A 17,071-nucleotide genomic window follows, 5' to 3' on the forward strand; every position below is an offset into this window, starting at 1 on the left:
GAACTCACCATGAAAGAATACCGCGATCATTATTTCCTCAAAGCCAAGCGCGAGAACTACCCCGCGCGCTCGGTCTACAAGCTCAAGGAGCTGGACTCCAAGTTCCGCCTGCTGCGCCCTGGCCAGCGTGTGCTCGACCTTGGCGCGGCCCCTGGCTCGTGGTCTCTCGGCGCAGCAGAAAAGGTGGGATCGCGCGGGCTGGTGCTGGCCTGCGACATCCAGAGCACCGAGACGGTTTTTCCGCCGCAGGTGACCTTTATGCAGGAAGACGTGTTTAACCGCTCGGCAGAATTCGAGGCCAAGCTCATAGAGCTGGGCCCCTTTGACCTTGTCATCAGCGACATGGCACCGCGCACCACAGGCACGCGCTTTACCGATCAGGCCCGTTCGCTCGACCTTACGGTCGAAGCGCTGGCCGTTGCCTGCCTGCACCTCAAAAAGGGCGGCAGTTTTGTGGTCAAGATTTTTATGGGGCCGGATATTCAGGAGCTGCTTGCGCCCATGCGCAAGGCTTTTGATACGGTCAAATCATTCAAGCCCAAAAGCTCGCGGGCCGAAAGCAAGGAAACATTTTTTGTGGGCCTTGGTTTTCGCGGTCAGGCGGGCGTTGCCCAACCGGCAGACATGCCGGGCGGAGCCGCTGGCGAACCTTCGCAGGAAGTAGCCGACGACGCGCCGCCGGGCATATAAACTTATACTCTACACTAGGTTTCGGAGGTTTTATGTCAGGTCACAGTAAATGGGCCAATATCCAGCACCGTAAGGGTCGCCAGGACGCCAAGCGCGGCAAGATTTTCACCAAAGCCGCCAAGGAAATCATCATCGCAGCCAAGGGCGGCGGTGATCCTGTGGGCAACTCGCGCCTGCGTGCGGCCATTGCCGCCGCCAAGGCTGTCAACCTGCCCAAGGACAAGATTGATGCGGCTATCCGCAAGGGTACGGGCGAAGACGCTGGTGGCGACCTGACCGAAACCTTCTACGAAGGCTACGGCCCCGGTGGCATTGCCATTATGGTAGAAGTGGCAACTGACAACAAAAACCGCACTGTTGCAGAAGTACGCCACTTGTTCACCAAGCACGGCGGCGCCATGGGCGAAAACGGCAGCGTGGGCTGGATGTTTGACCGCAAGGGCGTCATCACCGTGGACAAGGCCGCCTACCCCGAAGACAAGATCATGGAAGCCGCGCTTGAAGCCGGTGCAGACGATGTTATCGACGATGAGGATGTGTGGACCATCCACACCGCCATGACCGATTTCACCTCTGTGCGCGACGCGCTCGAAGCTGCGGGCATTGCCATGCAGAACGCCGAGCTGGCAATGATTCCGCAGAATCTGGTGGCGGTTAACGCCGACATGGGCATGAAGGTGCTGCGCCTCATGGACGCTCTGGACGACAACGACGACGTACAGAACGTTTACGCCAACGCCGACTTCCCCGACGACATGCCCACCGACTAAAAGTACGTGGCAGGCCTGCCCTGCCACTGGTTTGCGGATGTTGCCGCATTGCAGCCCAGAGTGCTGCGCGGCCACATCACATTCTCCGAAATACATCCGTGCGGCGGGTCAACAGCCCGTCGCACGGCACCTCAGCCGCGCTTGTTCCTCCCGCCTCACTGCGTTATGCTGCACCACGCCACAAAGCCGCAGCGCGTAAACAGAGCGCGGGCACCCCACCCAACAGACAAATCACCCCAGAGGCACAGGCGGTATTCATGCAGGCATGGGACATTGAATTTAGGGCTCTCAGCGTTGGCTACGGCGAACATGTAGTTCTGCGCGATGTCAATGCGGTGCTGCCGGGCGGCAAGGTTTCCGTGATTCTTGGCGGCTCAGGCTGCGGCAAGTCTACCCTGCTGCGCCACATCATCGGGCTTTCCCGCCCGCAGGCCGGTCAGGTGCTCATAGGCAACAACGACCTTTTTGGCCTGCCTCAAAAAGAATTTCGCCGCATGCGCCGCCACATGGGCGTGCTGTTTCAGGACGGCGCCCTGCTTGGCGCGCTCTCACTGGTGCAAAACATCACCCTGCCCCTTACCGAGCATCTTAATCTTTCTAAAGAGCTGGTGCGCGAGGCTGGCCTGAGAGTGCTGCGCATGGTGGGTCTTGAAAATTTTGCCGATTTTTATCCCAACCAGCTTTCCGGCGGTATGCGCAAGCGTGCCGGCCTTGCGCGGGCCATTGTGGCGGAGCCGCGCATTCTGCTGTGCGACGAGCCCACATCGGGCCTCGACCCTATCACCGCCGCCCGCATGGACGAGTTGCTGCTTGCCATGCGCAAGCAGTACAGTGACATGTCGGTGGTGGTGGTGAGCCACGACCTTGCAAGCCTGCGCGCCATTGCCGACCACGTGCTCGTGCTTGGCGAGGGCCGCGCGATTTTTTCAGGCTCGCTGGACGACCTTGAAAAAAGCGACAACCCCTACCTGCGGCAGTTTTTGCGGCGCGAACCGGGCGACACCGATGCCGCCATGCAGGAAGCGCCCAACCCCGAGGTACGGCAGGCGCTTGACCACTGGCTGGCATCATAAGTTTGCCAGTGGCTTCCCCTGGCACGGGCAAATACCTACCGTATCAGAGGGCTTGAAACTTTATCAGGGCACACATATACTGCCATTGAATCTTATTGCCGAATTATTTGTGGAGATGCCGAAACCTTATGAACACTGTTCGTGAAACCGCCGTGGGCCTGTTTGTTTTGATCGGCCTTTTGTGTGTTGCCTATCTGACCATCAAGCTTGGCAAGATGGAGGTTTTCGGACAACAGGGCTTTGAACTGTCCGCCAGTTTCGATTCCGTTTCCGGCCTGAGGGTCGGGGCGGATGTTGAAATGTCTGGCGTGCCGGTGGGGCGTGTCATCAGCATAGGGCTTGACCCAGACCCCGTGCGCAATCAGGCTGTTGTACGCCTGCGCCTCGACAAGGACCTGAAACTTTCAGACGACAGCATAGCATCTATCCGCACCAGTGGCCTCATAGGCGACAAGTTTGTCAGCCTTTCGCGGGGTGGCTCCGAGCACATACTCGCCGCTGGCGACACCATTACTGAAACAGAATCAGCCGTTGATCTCGGCACCCTGATCGGCAAATACGCCTTCGGAGGAGTCAAATAGCCATGTCTACCCATGCGATCATGCGCCATATAGTTTTCGGTTTCCTTTTTGTGCTCATGGCAGTTGCCGTGCAACCTTCACAGGCGCGCGCCAGCTCACCGGCACAGACTGCGCTGGAAACCTCCATCACGCGCATTCTCGGCTCCATCAAGAATCCGGACTACGTCAACCCGGCCACTCGCAAGCCCCTGCGCCAGCAGATTGAAGACGAAGTTCTGCATATTTTTGATTTTAAAGAATTTTCTTCGCGCACGGTTGGCCCCCGCTGGTCAACCTTTACCCCTGCCCAGCAACAGCAGTTCAGCGACGCTTTTGCAGAGCTGCTGCTCAACACCTACCTGAGCAAGATTGACGGCTACAACGGCGAGCAGGTCGTGTACACGGGCGAGGTCACCTCGCCCAAGGGCGACCGCACCGAGGTGCGCACGGTCATCACCATGAAGGACTCCAAAAAGGTTCCCGTGGCCTACCGCATGCTGCCCAAGGACGGAACGTGGTTTGTTTATGACGTGCTGATTGAAAATATCAGCCTGGTCAAAAACTACCGCACCCAGTTTCAGGATATTCTGAACAGCGGCAGCCCTGACCAGCTCATCGCCAAGGTCAAGGCCAAGGCGCAGGAGGTTCGACAGGGTAATGGGCAGTAACACCTCATCACCAGTGCCGGGACATTTGTGTGTCTCCGGCATTTTGCTGGCAGCCTTGCTGTGCCTGTGGCATGCGCCCACCAGCGCGGCCACCAGCCAGTCGCCTGCGCCTTCCACGGTGTATGGCAAGGCTCCCCAGCTGCAGCCGGGGGCCATCACGGTTGCCCCATACGGAACCATGCGGTCTGACAACAGCTTGGACGACTACGACAATGAGCCTATCCAGAGCATTTCTGACCCCATCGAACCCTGGAACCGGTTCTGGTTCCATTTCAACGACATATTCTTTCTGTATGTCGCCAGGCCGGCCTATACAGCGTGGGAAACGGTTACCCCGCACCAGCTGCGATCAGGGCTGAAAAATTTCTTTTCCAACCTGCTTTTTCCTGTACGGTTTGTAAACAATATCTTGCAGTTCCGCTTTTTTGAAGCAGGCGTGGAGTTCGGGCGGTTTGTCATCAATACCACTTCCAGCGCAGGCTTTGCCGACGTGGCCAAGGGGCACAAAACCATTGTGCCGGTTGACCCCACGGGCGAGGACTTTGGCCAGACCCTTGGCCGCTGGGGGATTGGTCACGGTTTTTACATAGTATGGCCCATCATTGGCCCCAGCTCGGCGCGTGATACCGTTGGCCGTGCGGGCGACCTTTTTGCAGACCCCATGTTTTACCTGCAGCCCACCGAACTTGCCCTTGGCGTGGGCGGCAGCCTGCGGTTTAACGCCCTTGGCGACGTGCTGCCCCTCTACGAAGACCTGAACACCGTGGCTGTAGACCCCTACATTGCCATGCGTGAGGCCTATGTTAACTTCCGCAAGGCGCAGGTTATGCATTAGGCGTAGTTAGTACAAACTGAATGAAAGCCTCTGGCGGAAACATGTTGTTTCAAAGCCGGGGGCTTTTTTTGCACCCTCTGATTCATTTTTTGCTGCACCTCAAACACGATGTTTTTCGCCTGTCAGGCGATTAGGACGCCTATGCAACCGCGAAAGGTAGAGGTTATGCGACTAAGCCATTAAGTCTGGTGCAAATCCATTTTGCGGGTTTGGACTGCCCTCGACGGCATTGCCGCCGGGCGGAAAGGCGCGGATATCATTCCTGACAGGCTCTACACCGCTACCGAACTCCCCTGCCTCTGGCCCCCTACCCTTCGCTTTCCATCCGGGGCAAGCCTCAACCAACAAGCTTTTTTTTGCCCCCGCCTTCTGTTAGGCTCAAAACATGAACGAGCCCCAAGCCCCCTCCGCCCCCCTGCTGCAACTGGATAACCTGTCGGTGACCTTTACAACGACAAACGGCCCCCTGCATGCCGTGCGCAATGTGGATTTCAGCATGAACGAGGGCGAAACGGTCTGTCTTGTGGGCGAATCCGGCTGCGGCAAAAGCCTTACGGCCAAAGCTATCATGCGTCTTGCACCAGCCAATGCTGTGCTTGGCGGACGCATACTGTTGCACGGACAAAACCTGCTGGACCTGCCGGAAAAATCCATGCACACGGTGCGCGGGCGCCAGATCGGCATGATCTTTCAGGAGCCCATGACATCCCTCAACCCGGTGCTCAAGGTTGGCGACCAGGTGGCAGAGCCATTGCGCCTGCACGAAGGTCTGAACCGCGCGCAGGCCCGCGAGGCGGCCATAGAACTGCTGACCGAGGTTGGCATTCCCGCGCCTCAAAGCAGGTACGATGATTACCCCCACCAGCTCTCGGGTGGCATGCGCCAGCGCGTCATGATTGCCATGGCCCTGTCGTGCAGACCGGGGCTGCTGCTGGCCGACGAGCCAACCACCGCTCTGGACGCCACAATTCAGGGGCAGATTCTGCGCCTGCTTGCCGCCCGCTGCCACGAACGCCGCATGGCCGTGCTGCTGATCACCCACGATCTGGGCGTTGCGGCCCAAATGGCCGACACCGTGGGCGTCATGTACGCGGGCAGGCTGGTTGAGAGCGCCCCGGCGCAAGATCTGTTTGCCGATGCGCGCCACCCCTACACTCAAGGGTTGCTGCACGCCGCACCCAGCGCCCGCTCACGCGGTCTCGAGCGCCTGCCCACCATACCGGGTACGGTTCCCTCGCTGCAAAACATGCCTGCGGGCTGTCCCTTTCACCCCCGCTGCACGGCGGCCATGCCCCGCTGCAAGACAGAAATGCCGCCCACCATTGCCCAGGGCGCGCACCGCACAGCCTGCTGGCTGGTAAACCCTGCCTGAGATGACAACGGGCCTGGCCCTTTGTCGCCGCCTGTGCACTTTGAGCCTCGAGCATCAAGAAACACAATCATCACGCTTAGCCAATAGCCAGGTCCCCCTTGCGCAGACATATTGCCTCTGCTATAAACCTTTTCTTCAAAACTCCGTAAGTTCAGATAGTAGATTGCCGGGTTTTCGCCTGTTCGATGGCCCGCATTCCTCCGCCGCAAAAGCGCATCGCCCCCCCATAATTGCGATACGCAGGCACTGTCCTTGTATTTGCGGCGCATTCTCTCTCCGCCAGACTGTCAGTTGAAGGCCGCCCCCCTTTGCGGCCCATGTTTGCTGCCAACGTAACTCTGACCTGCCACAGGCAGGCCGGTGTTCAGCTGTATGTGGAGGAAGCCTTACATGAAACTTGGCGCAAAACTTGTGCTCTCCTTCGGCTGTCTGATTGCGGTAATTCTGGTCTCTTCTGCCATTACCATTCGCAACGTGGGTGAAATGAACGGCAAAGTGCGCGAAATTGACGAAGCGTGGCTGCCCTCTGTCATTGCCATTCAGTCCATGAATGTGCAGCTAAATTCCCTGCGCGCTGACCTTGCGTCAATTATGTCGCAAAACTATGCGGAAGAAATCCACAAGTACGAAAAGAATCTTCAGGATTCCATAAATTCCATCCAGCGCGACCATACTGCCTACATGCAGCTGCGCAGCACCACCCCCGGCATGGAAACAGAAGAAGGCAAGGCGCTGATGACGCGCATTGCCGACCTTTCCGAACAGGAAAGCAAGGCGCGCGACGGCATCATCAAGGGAGTACTGGACGGGAGGCGCGGGGTGGCCAATGTGGCCTATGACAAAAAATATCGCCCTGTATTCCAGCAGCTTGGCGACACGTACGGCGAAGTGGTTCACATAAATGTTACCGGCAGCAAGGCGGCGGCCCAAAGTGCAGCAGACGCGGGGCAAAAAACCAGCAACATGTCCATTGCCATAACACTGGCGGCAGTGCTCATCAGCATCTGCATTACATGGATACTCACCCGTTCGGTTGGTCGCCAGCTGGGTAAAGATCCTGGCGAACTGGCGGTCATTGCCCGCCGTGTTGCCAACGGCGATTATGATATAGACGACGGCGGCCCCAAAACCGGCGTCTACGCCGACATGGTTTCCATGGCGCAAACACTCAAGGAGAACATGGCCCGGGCAAGGCAGGAATCGGAAAACGCCCGCAACAGTGCGCAGCAGATAGAGCAGGCGCTACGGCAGGCAGAGGAAGCAAGCACAGAAGCCCAAAGCAAAACCACGGCCATGCGCGCGGCAGCAGCCAGTCTTCAGGATGTGGCGCACGTGGTAAATGTGGCCACCACCCAGCTCGCGACGCAGATCGAGCAGTCCGACAAAGGCTCGCGGCAAACTACCGGCAGGCTCACAGAAGCGGCCACTGCCATGCAGCAGATGAACGTGACCGTGCAGGAAGTGGCCCGCAATGCTTCTGTTGCCTCGCAAGCCTCCACCGAAACACGCATCAAGGCCGAAAACGGCTCGGAAATCGTCAAGCGATCCCTGCACAGCATCGACGAGGTGCACAAGGTTTCCATGGAGCTTAAAGACGACATGGCGCAACTGAACGAGCACACGCAGAATATCAACCGCATCATGGGCGTCATTTCAGACATAGCCGACCAGACCAACCTGTTGGCCCTCAACGCGGCCATAGAAGCGGCCCGCGCGGGCGATGCCGGGCGCGGCTTTGCCGTGGTGGCCGACGAAGTGCGCAAACTGGCGGAAAAAACCGTGGCATCCACCCGCGATGTGGCAAATGCCATTGAGGCCATCCAGTCCAGCGCCACACAGAGTATCAATTCTGTGGACAAGGCCGCCAGACAGATAGAAGAAGCGAACGATTACGCCAACCAGTCTGGCGTGGCGCTTGCCGATATTGTGGCCACCATCGAGAGCACGGCGGATCAGGTAAACGCCATTGCCGCTGCCAGCGAACAGCAGTCTGCCGCCAGCGACGAGGTAAATGGAGCCATCAGCGAAATCAACGAGATGTCACAGCAAACCACGCAGGCCATGGGGCAGGCGGCAGAGGCCGTTGCCAACCTTGCGGCCCAGGCCCGTAACCTCATGGAACTGGTGGAGGCCATGAACCGCGACTGATCCTGAGGCCCTGCCAGCAAAGCCAGATACCCGCATCAACTGACAAAGCGGTGGTTTTTAAACCACCGCTTTTTTGCGTTGCATGCCTTGCAATCTCTATAAAAACCATTAGCACGCTAATTGCATAGTATATACAGTCATCGCAGGTGCGTGGCGCACAAATTCAGGAGGTGATAGCCTATGCGACTAATTGTAAAACTTGGCTTATCTTTCTTTCTTATTACACTTGTAATACTTGCCATGAGTGGAATATCAATTAAAAATATTTCATCAATGAATAAAAAATTTACTGAAATAGACACATCTCTTCTTCCATCACTCATTGAATTACAGGAAATGCAGCTGAAATTCTGGATAATCCGTTCAGACGTATTGGCTCTTATTTCACAAACTGCCTCCTCAGAGATAGAACGCTACACCACCAACATCACCAGCACTCTGGATTCCATCAGGGAAAACCACGACAGGTATTTTGAAATAGTTGGCGAATCTGAAGACGAAAGCCATACTAAAGCCAAAGATCTCATTGAAAAAATAGACGCAATTTCACGCAAACTGAATACAGTTCGCAAGGAAATTCTTGCATTTGTTCAGTGTGAAGAACGTGGTGAAGCAATAAGTATTTTTGAAAAAAAATACACCCCGCTTTTCAGCAGCCTTGCTCCTCTCTATGCAGAACTTATGGAACTTACAAAATCTGAAAGTAGAAAGGCTACTGCAGAGGCAGTTACTACCGGAGAAAATGCCGTCACAGGTGCATTTATTCTCAGTGCTGCCGCAGTGCTGTTCAGTATCATTGTTTCGCTGGTGCTTTCGCGCTCCATCAAGCGGCAGCTTGGCAAGGATCCCGGCGAGCTTCAGGCGGTGGCAAGCCGTGTTGCCGCTGGCGACTACGACATTAATGACGCAAAGAACGACAGCATGGGCGTATATGCATCCATTGTTGCCATGGTACAGGCCCTTAAAACCCACATAGAAAGCGCCCAGCGCGAATCGCAGATAGCCAGGGAGCAATCGGCCAAGGCCAACGAAGCGCTGCGCCAGACTGAAGAGGCCAACTTGCAGGCTCAAAGCAAAACCGAGGCGCTTCGCACTGCCGCCGCCAGACTTCAGGAAGTGGCCCAGGTGGTAAGCGCCGCCACCACGCGCCTGGCCGCCCAGATCGAGCAGTCTGACAAGGGCGCGCACGAAACCTCGGCCAGACTGAGCGAGGCCGCTTCTGCCATGCAGCAGATGAATGCCACGGTGCAGGAAGTGGCCCGCAACGCATCCGTCGCTTCGCAGGCCTCCAGCGAAACACGCGACAAAGCCGAAAATGGCTCGGAAATCGTCAAGCGTTCCCTGCACAGCATTGATCTGGTGCATCAGACTTCCATGACGCTGCGGGACGACATGTCGCAGCTGCATAACCACACGCAGAACATCAACCGCATCATGGGCGTCATTTCAGACATTGCCGACCAGACCAACCTGCTGGCCCTCAACGCGGCCATCGAGGCCGCACGCGCGGGCGACGCCGGGCGCGGTTTTGCCGTGGTGGCCGACGAGGTGCGCAAGCTGGCGGAAAAAACCATGGCCTCGACCCACGATGTGGCCAGCGCCATTGAAGCCATACAATCCAGCGCCACTCAGAGTATGGACTCTGTGGACAAGGCCGCCAAGCAGATTGAAGAGGCCAACACCTATGCCAACCAATCTGGTGTGGCTCTGGCCGATGTTGTCTCCACGGTCGAGGGCACTGCCGACCAGGTCAATGCCATTGCCGCAGCCAGCGAAGAGCAGTCGGCAGCGAGCGAAGAGGTAAACCGCGCCATAACCCAGATCAGCGAGATGTCGCACCAGACATCGGCTGCCATGCGCGAGGCCGCAGACGCGGTGGCGGAACTGGCCGGGCAGACAAAAAACCTTATGGATCTGATGTCCAGCATGCAGCAATAATACACAAGGGGGCCGTTGCAGCCCGAGCAGTGCGTGTCTCGTCTGTAACGGCCCCCTGCATCTGGCAACACCAATAATCTCGGCCAACGACCAATATCAGCAGGAACTGTTCTTTTGCCCCAGGGCGCTAGGCAGCGCAACGCGCCTGCGCTTCCTCCGATTCTGCGGCAGTGTTTTTTGCCGAATACTGCCTTTTGACGATATACACGCCCGCCATGACAACCACGATGCCGAGAATTTCCAGCGTTGAAAGCTGCTCTGAAAACACGACCCATGAATACACCGCCGCAATGGCTGGCTGGGTCAGACAGATGACAGAAGACAGGTTTACGCTGAGCTTGCCCTGACAGTGCGTGAGCAGATTATGCCCCACCACCTGCACGCACAGCGTAAGCGCAAGTATGGGCCATATGTCGTCCCAGCTCTGCGGAACCTGCAAGCCCTCCACCGCCAGAGAAGCCACAAACAGCCCCACCAGCCCGCCAAAAGCGCTCACAAACATGATTACGCTGCTCTTAATGCTGTCGCGCAGGCGGTAGGCAATGAGCAGAAAACCCGCATAAAAAAATGCCGCCGCCAGAGCCAGAAAATCGCCAAAATAGTTGGCAGGCACCGGGCTGGCCTTGCCGCCCACCAGCAGCAGCACGCCAGCAAGAGTTACGGCCGCACCGGGCAAAAACAGCCTTGGCAGCCGCTCGTGAAACAGAAAATACGAAACGGGTATTACCGTAAAAGGCGTGAGATTGGTAAGCAGATTGGCATTGGCAACGGTGGTATAGCCAAACGAGGTATTCCACAGCGCCACATCGCCCGCCAGAAACAGACCCGCCACAAAAAGCAGGGCCACCTGACTACGGGTAAGCCGGTGCAACCGGCCATAGGCCAGCGGCCAGAGCAACGGAATGGAAAACAGCATGCGGTAAAAACCCGTGTTGATCGGCGACAGCCCGCTTTGCCGCACAAATATGCCCCCGGTCGCCAAAAAGGCCACTGCCAGCAGGGCCAGAAGCACGAACCTTGTGGCATTGTTTCTCTGCCGCGTGCCGCCCTGCGCTTCTGTGTTGTCCTGCGCCGCTGTTTCGCCCTTTGTGCCCATAACTGCCTACCTGCCTTGAGTTGTCATTGCTGCCCCCTTTGATATAGTGCCATTGGCCCTATCAAAAGCGCCACCTTGCATATAATTTATGGTGCCACCCGGAGAGCGCATGATCAGCATCAACAAGGCTAGCTCTGGCCCCCTGTATCTGCAGATATACAACCAGCTGCGACAGGACATAGCCAGCGGCGCACTGACAGAGGGCGCCGTGCTCACCGGCAGCAGAATGCTGGCAACCATGCTGGGCGTAAGCCGCAATACGGTGGATAACGCCTACGGGCAGTTGATGGCAGAGGGCTACATTACCCCGCGCAGGGGTGTCGGTTTTGAAGTGCTGCACGTGCCCTGCCTGGGGAGGGCAACGCCTTGCACAAAAAAAGCAGGCACAACATGTGCGCAACATCCGCAGCCCGACCATCCAGAATCCCGGTCAGCCCATACCCAGCAGCCCCAACCAGACAGTATTGTCTACGACCTTACCAACAGCAGCCACACGGTTGACCTGTTTCCCAAGGGGCTGTGGAAAAAGTACACGCTCGAATGCCTTGAAATGCTGGAACGCGAAGAAAAAATTTCTGCTCTCCAGGCCATGCAGGGCGAGCCATACCTGCGCAGACATCTGCTGGCCTACCTCAAGCGCATCCGGGGGGTGCACTGCACCGAAGACCAGATCATCATCACCTGCGGGCTTCAGCAATCGCTGGAATATATTTGCAAAATGGCCGCCCGCCACGGGCAGACAATCCTGATGGAAGACCCCGGCTACAACAAGGCCGCCGCCGTTTTTCGCAGCAACCATATAACAGTGCAGACAGTACCGGTGGACGAAAACGGCCTTACAGTATCGAGCCTGCCCGCACAAAGCGGGGCGTTTGCCCTTTACGCCACGCCCTCGCACCAGTTTCCCACTGGCGTAACCCTGCCCATCGGGCGCAGGCACGCCCTGCTAGCCTGGGCCCAGCGCAACAGTGTCTATATTCTCGAAGACGACTTTGACAGCGAACTGCGCTACTATTCCAAGCCCATCCCCTCGCTGCAATCCATTGATACTACGAACAGGGTCATCTACCTTGGCACTTTTTCCAAGGGCATATCACCCTCCATCCGCATGGGCTACATGATTCTGCCGCCGCAACTGGCAACGGTATTTCGCGAAATGTTCGCGGAATACAACAGCACCGTACCCGTGCTCAACCAGTACATCATTGGTCGCCTGCTCGAAACCGGACAGTACGACAGGCATATTCGCCGTCTCGGACTTGTATTCAAAAACCGGCTGGCCCTGTTTATCAAGGAGCTTACGGGCCTTGGGGCTGGCGTACGCATAACAGGCAACGGCACAGGCCAGTATTTTCTGTTGCGCTTTCCCGAAGGCACAGACCAGCAAAAACTGATCGCGCAGGCGCTGGCCCACGGGGTGCGTGTGTACCCCACCATGCAGTTCTGGCAGGAAAAAGCCGAATGTCCGCCGCACACGCTGTTTCTGGGGTTTGGGAAAATCCGGCTTGAGGATATTCCCGATTGCGTGGCGAGGCTCAAGGCAGCCTGGGCCGGGTGGCTGCAATAAAAGATCAGGGCTGTTGCGCCAGCCAGGCAGCGCAACAGCCCCAAGGGTATGCATATGGGGTCAGCTGTTTGAGCTGGCCCGCTGCGGAAGCTAGTTTTTCATGTCCACAATCAGTTCGGCCAGACCTCTGGCCTGCTGGGCCAGCTCGGCCACGGCCTTTTGAGCCTGATCCATGGCATCCGCCGTCTGGCGGGCTACCTGGGTTACGTTGTCGATGGAATGGTTGATTTCTTCGCTGGCAGCAGACTGCTGGCCGCTGGCCTCAGCAATGGCATTGACCTGACTGGCCGTGGATTCGACAGTGGCAACAATCTCTTCCAGCGCCTTGCCCGACTGGTTGGCAAAATCTGTGGCCAGCTGTACCTGCCCCACGGCGTTATCCATATCTGCCACGCTTTTTGCCGTGCTCGCCTGAATGGCGGCAATGGCATTGCCCACATCCTGCGTGGATGCCAGTGTTTTTTCCGCCAGCTTGCGCACCTCATCTGCCACCACAGCAAAGCCACGCCCGGCATCGCCTGCCCGCGCAGCCTCGATGGCCGCGTTGAGAGCCAGCAGGTTGGTCTGGTCGGCAATGTCTGAAATGACATTCATGATGCGCGTGATAGCCTGAGAGTGGTTGTTGAGCTCGGCCATGCCATCCTTGAGCCGTAGCGATACTTCGTGCACGCCGCCGATACTCTGCACGGCCTTTTCCACTATTTCAGCCCCGGCCAGCGCCCGTTCGCGCGTACGGCCTGCGGCATCTGACGCGCTGGAAGCACTGAAGGCCACCTCCTGCACGCTGGCGTTCATCTGGTTCATGGCCGTGGCCGCGTCTGTGAGCAGCTGGGCCGAGTGCTCTGCCCCCCGGTCAGACTGCTCTATCTGGGCGGAAAGCTGGGTGGAAGCAGTGCTAACTGCCTGCGCCACCAGCTCAAGCCTTTGGGCGGCCTGAATCATGGCTGCTGTTTTATCCTTGGCCTTGCGCTCTGCTTCAAGCGCCTCTGCCTGCGCAAGCTGGGCCTCGCTGGCGGCCTTGCCAGCCAGACGGCTCTGTTCCTCGGCCTGAGCGATAAAGTCCCTGAGTTTGACCACCATGGCCTTCAGAGCCTGCTGCAGGGTGGCTACCTCGTCGCGGCCAGTAGCTTCAAATTCCTCATCCAGGTTGCCCTGCGCCACGGCGCGGGCGTGATGGGTTATGCCAGCAAGGGGCCGGGTTATGGAAACGACCATCACGTATGAGAGCGGGCAGATGCCCAGCAGCAGTACCGCCAGAAAAATACCGCCGTACAGGGCTACCCTGCCATGCAGCAAGGCGCGCATGGTACTGCTCAGGTGGTTTTCTGCCTTGTCCACATTGTCGATGTACACGCCGGTACCGATCCAGAAGGGCGTGCCCCCGATCTGCTCCGCGTAGCCCAGCTTGAACACGTCGCCAGCGCCCGGTTTGGGAAATACAAAGCCCACAAAGCCGCCGCCTGACCGCGCGGCACTGTGCAGTTCGCTCACATAATGCACGCCCTTGCTGTCGGTAGTATTGCCGAGATCCTTGCCCACCAGCTGCTTTTGCGTGGGGTGCGCCGCATTCACCGTGCCCTTGTACACATAAAAATAGCCGGAATTGTCGCTTTCAAAGCGCACCTTGTCCACATACTGCGTGATGGTGCGCAACTGGTCCTCTTCTGCCTGCCCGGTCACAAGGGCCGACAGACCAAGAGCCTGCGAATGGGTTATGTCCTTGATGCGCTCTTTCTGGGCATCAAGCAGCATTTCCTTGGCAAGAGCCGTGCCGTCGCCAATGATACCATCGGTCATACGTACAGAAATCGCCGCAGTAGAAACAATCATGGCGATCATGATAATGACAAAAACTACAATCCGCTGGCTGATGCTGAAATTTCTGAGCACGTCTGAATCTCCTCAGTAAACACGGTACAGGCTGGCCGGAAAGGGCCGTCGCAAGGGTCAGCGGCACAAGGCCGCGCGGCAGGGCTGGCACAGCATTGCTGTACCTTCTGTTGCGCAGGAATGCGGAAGCACTGGCCGGACATATGAAACTTTGCCGCCTGCGCCGGTAAAACACAGGGACAGATGGAGGGGCAAATTACACAAAAGCTGTGTGGAAAAGGTAATGCGGAAGGCAGGTGATTCTTGATGCATTGGCAAGCCAGAACAGCAAAAAACCATGCCCGCACACTACGGCACACCGACCAGCCGACGCGGCAAACCGGCGCATGGAAATCATCAGCTTCATATACAGATGCTGCATGTCATCACTGTGGCAAATAGTAATTATTTTGGCAACATACAAAAACAGATAAAATCTATCAAACTACTGGGCTAACAGCCCGATCGTGTAGCCAAAACAGTAATGATAGCCAACAGGCTCAACGATGCCAGCACATTTCGATTACCCTATATAAAAAAGCATTGCATGTTGAAAAAAAAGAAGGCCTTTCATGCAGATAGCGCGAAAGGCCTTCGTAAAGCCGGTATCCAGGGCTGAGCCAGCCCGGATCAGACTAGTCTTTCTTGTCTTTCTTGAGCCACGACATCATGCCGCGAAGTTCCTTGCCCACTTTTTCAATCTGGTGTTCAGATTCGTTGCGGCGGGTGGTGAGGAACATGGGGTACTTGGCGCGGGCTTCGAGAATGAAGTTACGCGCAAACACGCCGCTCTGGATGTCCTTGAGCACGCCCTTCATTTCCTTCTTCACTTCTTCGGTGATCAGGCGGGGGCCAGTGACGTAGTCGCCGTATTCAGCGGTGTTGCTGATGGAGTAACGCATGCGGGAAAGGCCGCCCTCGTACATGAGGTCAACGATGAGCTTCATTTCGTGCATGCACTCAAAGTAGGCCATTTCGGGCTGATAGCCAGCTTCCACCAGAGTTTCAAAACCGGCCTTGATAAGGGCGGAAACGCCGCCGCAAAGCACGGCCTGTTCGCCAAAGAGGTCGGTTTCGGTTTCTTCACGGAAGGTGGTTTCGATAACGCCCGAGCGGGTGCCGCCCACGCCCTTGGCATAGGCCAGGGCAATCTTGAGGGCTTCGCCGGTGGCATCCTGATGAATGGCCACGAGGCAGGGCACGCCGCCGCCTTCGGTGAAGGTACGGCGCACCAGATGGCCGGGGCCCTTGGGAGCGATGAGGAACACGTCCACATCCTTGGGGGGCTGGATCTGGCTGAAGTGGATGTTGAAGCCGTGGGCGAACAACAGGGCCTTGCCCTTGGTCAGATTGGGCTTAACGTCGTTTTCGTACACGGCGGCCTGTACTTCGTCAGGCAGCAGAATCATGATCAGGTCGGCCTGAGCGGCAGCTTCGGCAGCGGAAACAGGCGTAAAGCCGTGTTCCTTGGCCAACTCGTAGTTGGCACCGCCGGGGCGCTGACCCACCACGACCTTAACACCGGAATCGCGCAGATTCTGGGCATGGGCATGGCCCTGGCTGCCATAACCAATGATGGCAACGGTCTTGTTTTTCAAACAATTAAGGTCTGCATCCTGATCGTAATAAACTTTCATCTGAACATCCTCTGAGATCACTCACGGTTAGACAAAAAAATACATTCCTTACCGCCCTTGCGGCAAGGACAGAGGGGGGCCAACTGGATACGGCGGGCAAGGCCGCCTGAGGGACGTTTTGCCAATGACCCGGGGTGGATTGAATGGATATACGCACCACCCCGACCTCGTGCTCGCTGTCAAGAAGGCCTTGTGGGCCATTGACCCGCGCACGGGCTTGACGCTCCTGTGCCGCAGCGGCGCAATGCCGCGCGACAGGGTTCTTTTACGCGCAGTCAGGCCGTGCCGTGTGGGGTGCTCTTGTGCCAAAACACCCCGGCAAAAGGCCGCGCTTCGCGTCCCGGAACCCTAATCCGTTTTCTTGGAACGACGCATGGCCACCGCACCGGTGCGCGCCAGTTCCTTGATTCCAAACCGATGCAACAGGCTGATGATGGCGTCCAGTTTGTTCTGGTCGCCTGTGGCCTCAATGGTCATTTCATTGGGGCTCACGTCCACCACTTTGCAGCGGAATATTTCAACAGTTCGCAGAATTTCGCCCCGCATGGGGCCTTCTGCCTGCACTTTGACAAACATCATCTCACGCGCAACAGCGGGGATATCCGCAAAGTCCACCACCTTGATGACCGAGACAATCTTGTGGAGCTGCTTCATGATCTGCTCCAGAATAAGACTGTCGCCATCTGTGGTGATGGTCATGTGCGAAACACCCTCTTCAAGCGAGGGGGCCACGTTGAGCGAATGGATATTGAAGCCGCGCCCGCTGAACAGGCCAGCCACACGCGAAAGCACACCGGGTTCGTTTTCCACCAGCACGGAAAGCACATGTCGTTGCATAGCCATCTCCC

15 protein-coding genes are annotated in these 17,071 nt (G+C 57.3%); 11 read left to right on the forward strand and 4 right to left on the reverse strand.

The genetic code is table 11. The features are described 5' to 3' along the window. The first annotated feature begins 9 nt into the window (after positions 1-9). The 9 genes from F8N36_RS10790 (at position 10) to F8N36_RS10830 (ending at position 10,054) form a co-directional block, all read left to right on the forward strand. Positions 10-690 (forward strand): RlmE family RNA methyltransferase, encoded by a 681-nt coding sequence (locus F8N36_RS10790; protein WP_291332819.1) that lies wholly within the window; start codon positions 10-12, stop codon positions 688-690. Positions 691-722: 32 nt separating this feature from the next. Beyond that, positions 723-1,460, forward strand: a complete 738-nt coding sequence (locus F8N36_RS10795; RefSeq protein ID WP_291332820.1) for a YebC/PmpR family DNA-binding transcriptional regulator — start codon at positions 723-725, stop codon at positions 1,458-1,460. A 257-nt stretch (positions 1,461-1,717) separates the two neighbouring features. Further along, positions 1,718-2,533, forward strand: a complete 816-nt coding sequence (locus F8N36_RS10800) for an ATP-binding cassette domain-containing protein (protein ID WP_291332821.1) — start codon at positions 1,718-1,720, stop codon at positions 2,531-2,533. Positions 2,534-2,661: 128 nt separating this feature from the next. Further along, positions 2,662-3,114 (forward strand): outer membrane lipid asymmetry maintenance protein MlaD, encoded by a 453-nt coding sequence (mlaD, locus tag F8N36_RS10805; protein WP_291332822.1) that lies wholly within the window; start codon positions 2,662-2,664, stop codon positions 3,112-3,114. Positions 3,115-3,116: 2 nt separating this feature from the next. Next, positions 3,117-3,761, forward strand: coding sequence for a phospholipid-binding protein MlaC (locus tag F8N36_RS10810; RefSeq protein WP_291332823.1), 645 nt, complete (start codon positions 3,117-3,119; stop codon positions 3,759-3,761). Beyond that, positions 3,751-4,596 carry a VacJ family lipoprotein gene (locus F8N36_RS10815; RefSeq protein WP_291332824.1) on the forward strand — a complete coding sequence of 282 codons (846 nt, stop codon included), beginning with the start codon at positions 3,751-3,753 and terminating at the stop codon, positions 4,594-4,596. The genes F8N36_RS10810 and F8N36_RS10815 overlap by 11 nt, the downstream gene beginning before the upstream one ends. 385 nt (positions 4,597-4,981) lie before the next feature. Beyond that, entirely contained in the window at positions 4,982-5,968 is a 987-nt protein-coding gene (locus F8N36_RS10820) for an ABC transporter ATP-binding protein (protein ID WP_291332825.1), read from the forward strand. Positions 5,969-6,358: 390 nt separating this feature from the next. Continuing rightward, the gene (locus F8N36_RS10825; protein WP_291332826.1) at positions 6,359-8,116 is read left to right on the forward strand and encodes a methyl-accepting chemotaxis protein; all 1,758 of its coding nucleotides are present in this window, start codon (positions 6,359-6,361) and stop codon (positions 8,114-8,116) included. A 180-nt stretch (positions 8,117-8,296) separates the two neighbouring features. Next, complete coding sequence (locus F8N36_RS10830) at positions 8,297-10,054, forward strand: methyl-accepting chemotaxis protein (RefSeq protein ID WP_291332827.1); 1,758 nt, start codon at positions 8,297-8,299, stop codon at positions 10,052-10,054. Between the two features lie 127 nt (positions 10,055-10,181). Here F8N36_RS10830 and F8N36_RS10835 read toward each other — a convergent pair whose 3' ends face one another. Next, positions 10,182-11,150 carry a DMT family transporter gene (locus tag F8N36_RS10835; protein ID WP_291332828.1) on the reverse strand — a complete coding sequence of 323 codons (969 nt, stop codon included), beginning with the start codon at positions 11,148-11,150 and terminating at the stop codon, positions 10,182-10,184. A 109-nt stretch (positions 11,151-11,259) separates the two neighbouring features. Here F8N36_RS10835 and F8N36_RS10840 point away from each other — a divergent pair, with 109 nt between their 5' ends. Beyond that, positions 11,260-12,717, forward strand: a complete 1,458-nt coding sequence (locus tag F8N36_RS10840) for a PLP-dependent aminotransferase family protein (RefSeq protein WP_291332829.1) — start codon at positions 11,260-11,262, stop codon at positions 12,715-12,717. A 90-nt stretch (positions 12,718-12,807) separates the two neighbouring features. On the opposite strand, the gene F8N36_RS10845 is transcribed toward F8N36_RS10840, so the two are convergent. Further along, positions 12,808-14,607 (reverse strand): methyl-accepting chemotaxis protein, encoded by a 1,800-nt coding sequence (locus tag F8N36_RS10845; RefSeq protein WP_291332830.1) that lies wholly within the window; start codon positions 14,605-14,607, stop codon positions 12,808-12,810. 277 nt (positions 14,608-14,884) lie between these two features. Between F8N36_RS10845 and F8N36_RS10850 the strand changes: the two genes are divergently transcribed. Continuing rightward, positions 14,885-15,043 carry a hypothetical protein gene (locus F8N36_RS10850; protein WP_291332831.1) on the forward strand — a complete coding sequence of 53 codons (159 nt, stop codon included), beginning with the start codon at positions 14,885-14,887 and terminating at the stop codon, positions 15,041-15,043. Between the two features lie 178 nt (positions 15,044-15,221). Here the strand turns inward: F8N36_RS10850 and ilvC are convergent, their stop codons facing one another. Next, positions 15,222-16,223 carry a ketol-acid reductoisomerase gene (ilvC, locus tag F8N36_RS10855; protein ID WP_291332832.1) on the reverse strand — a complete coding sequence of 334 codons (1,002 nt, stop codon included), beginning with the start codon at positions 16,221-16,223 and terminating at the stop codon, positions 15,222-15,224. A gap of 348 nt (positions 16,224-16,571) precedes the next feature. Beyond that, the gene (ilvN, locus tag F8N36_RS10860; protein ID WP_291332833.1) at positions 16,572-17,060 is read right to left on the reverse strand and encodes an acetolactate synthase small subunit; all 489 of its coding nucleotides are present in this window, start codon (positions 17,058-17,060) and stop codon (positions 16,572-16,574) included. Positions 17,061-17,071: the final 11 nt, after the last annotated feature.

It is taken from the genome of Desulfovibrio sp. (assembly GCF_009712225.1).
Lineage (GTDB): Bacteria > Desulfobacterota > Desulfovibrionia > Desulfovibrionales > Desulfovibrionaceae > Desulfovibrio.

Bases quoted from the DNA above. Each gene is read 5' to 3' on its own strand.
- F8N36_RS10790 (WP_291332819.1), top strand. From the start codon at position 10: ATGAAAGAATACCGCGATCATTATTTCCTCAAAGCCAAGCGCGAGAAC.
- F8N36_RS10795 (WP_291332820.1), top strand. From the start codon at position 723: ATGTCAGGTCACAGTAAATGGGCCAATATCCAGCACCGTAAGGGTCGC.
- F8N36_RS10800 (WP_291332821.1), top strand. From the start codon at position 1,718: ATGCAGGCATGGGACATTGAATTTAGGGCTCTCAGCGTTGGCTACGGC.
- mlaD (WP_291332822.1), top strand. From the start codon at position 2,662: ATGAACACTGTTCGTGAAACCGCCGTGGGCCTGTTTGTTTTGATCGGC.
- F8N36_RS10810 (WP_291332823.1), top strand. From the start codon at position 3,117: ATGTCTACCCATGCGATCATGCGCCATATAGTTTTCGGTTTCCTTTTT.
- F8N36_RS10815 (WP_291332824.1), top strand. From the start codon at position 3,751: ATGGGCAGTAACACCTCATCACCAGTGCCGGGACATTTGTGTGTCTCC.
- F8N36_RS10820 (WP_291332825.1), top strand. From the start codon at position 4,982: ATGAACGAGCCCCAAGCCCCCTCCGCCCCCCTGCTGCAACTGGATAAC.
- F8N36_RS10825 (WP_291332826.1), top strand. From the start codon at position 6,359: ATGAAACTTGGCGCAAAACTTGTGCTCTCCTTCGGCTGTCTGATTGCG.
- F8N36_RS10830 (WP_291332827.1), top strand. From the start codon at position 8,297: ATGCGACTAATTGTAAAACTTGGCTTATCTTTCTTTCTTATTACACTT.
- F8N36_RS10835 (WP_291332828.1), bottom strand. From the start codon at position 11,150: ATGGGCACAAAGGGCGAAACAGCGGCGCAGGACAACACAGAAGCGCAG.
- F8N36_RS10840 (WP_291332829.1), top strand. From the start codon at position 11,260: ATGATCAGCATCAACAAGGCTAGCTCTGGCCCCCTGTATCTGCAGATA.
- F8N36_RS10850 (WP_291332831.1), top strand. From the start codon at position 14,885: ATGCCCGCACACTACGGCACACCGACCAGCCGACGCGGCAAACCGGCG.
- ilvC (WP_291332832.1), bottom strand. From the start codon at position 16,223: ATGAAAGTTTATTACGATCAGGATGCAGACCTTAATTGTTTGAAAAAC.
- ilvN (WP_291332833.1), bottom strand. From the start codon at position 17,060: ATGCAACGACATGTGCTTTCCGTGCTGGTGGAAAACGAACCCGGTGTG.